This window comes from Paenarthrobacter sp. GQ52, from assembly GCF_059759005.1.
In genome coordinates this window covers 1-1,745 of record NZ_JCAXEJ010000038.1, presented here as the reverse complement: position 1 = coordinate 1,745, position 1,745 = coordinate 1, and the positions used below count along the sequence as shown (strand labels likewise).

At 56.6% G+C, this 1,745-nt stretch carries 1 rRNA gene; it reads right to left on the bottom strand.

The annotated features are described in order from the left end of the window. Positions 1–176: 176 nt before the first annotated feature. Positions 177–1,697 (bottom strand): 16S ribosomal RNA (locus AC6CH8_RS22780). Positions 1,698–1,745: the final 48 nt, after the last annotated feature.

Sequence of the window (1,745 nt, the reverse complement as noted above, 5' to 3'; positions counted from 1 at the left end):
GGGTTGCCGTACTGGCACCAGGACACAACCGGTGAAGGCCATGCCAAACAAGTTTGATTCGTTGATATTCCACCCATGAGCACCCACCGCAGAACAGACGCCTGCGCAATGGGCAACACTGACAACCACCACCACACCCATGCAGGCACAGCAACCAGTTGTTAGCAGCTCCTTAGAAAGGAGGTGATCCAGCCGCACCTTCCGGTACGGCTACCTTGTTACGACTTAGTCCCAATCGCCGGTCCCACCTTCGACGGCTCCCCCCACAAGGGTTAGGCCACCGGCTTCGGGTGTTACCAACTTTCGTGACTTGACGGGCGGTGTGTACAAGGCCCGGGAACGTATTCACCGCAGCGTTGCTGATCTGCGATTACTAGCGACTCCGACTTCATGGGGTCGAGTTGCAGACCCCAATCCGAACTGAGACCGGCTTTTTGGGATTAGCTCCACCTCACAGTATCGCAACCCTTTGTACCGGCCATTGTAGCATGCGTGAAGCCCAAGACATAAGGGGCATGATGATTTGACGTCGTCCCCACCTTCCTCCGAGTTGACCCCGGCAGTCTCCTATGAGTCCCCGCCATAACGCGCTGGCAACATAGAACGAGGGTTGCGCTCGTTGCGGGACTTAACCCAACATCTCACGACACGAGCTGACGACAACCATGCACCACCTGTAAACCGACCGCAAGCGGGGCACCTGTTTCCAGGTCTTTCCGGTTCATGTCAAGCCTTGGTAAGGTTCTTCGCGTTGCATCGAATTAATCCGCATGCTCCGCCGCTTGTGCGGGCCCCCGTCAATTCCTTTGAGTTTTAGCCTTGCGGCCGTACTCCCCAGGCGGGGCACTTAATGCGTTAGCTACGGCGCGGAAAACGTGGAATGTCCCCCACACCTAGTGCCCAACGTTTACGGCATGGACTACCAGGGTATCTAATCCTGTTCGCTCCCCATGCTTTCGCTCCTCAGCGTCAGTTACAGCCCAGAGACCTGCCTTCGCCATCGGTGTTCCTCCTGATATCTGCGCATTTCACCGCTACACCAGGAATTCCAGTCTCCCCTACTGCACTCTAGTCTGCCCGTACCCACTGCAGAACCGGAGTTGAGCCCCGGTCTTTCACAGCAGACGCGACAAACCGCCTACGAGCTCTTTACGCCCAATAATTCCGGATAACGCTTGCGCCCTACGTATTACCGCGGCTGCTGGCACGTAGTTAGCCGGCGCTTCTTCTGCAGGTACCGTCACTTACGCTTCTTCCCTACTGAAAGAGGTTTACAACCCGAAGGCCGTCATCCCTCACGCGGCGTCGCTGCATCAGGCTTGCGCCCATTGTGCAATATTCCCCACTGCTGCCTCCCGTAGGAGTCTGGGCCGTGTCTCAGTCCCAGTGTGGCCGGTCACCCTCTCAGGCCGGCTACCCGTCGTCGCCTTGGTAGGCCATTACCCCACCAACAAGCTGATAGGCCGCGAGTCCATCCAAAACCACAAAAGCTTTCCACCACCATGACATGCGCCAGATGGTCGTATCCGGTATTAGACCCAGTTTCCCAGGCTTATCCCAGAGTCAAGGGCAGGTTACTCACGTGTTACTCACCCGTTCGCCACTAATCCCCCAGCAAGCTGGGATCATCGTTCGACTTGCATGTGTTAAGCACGCCGCCAGCGTTCATCCTGAGCCAGGATCAAACTCTCCGTTGAAGTAAAACAAAACCAAACAGACACAACCACACCCACCGGAAATAACGG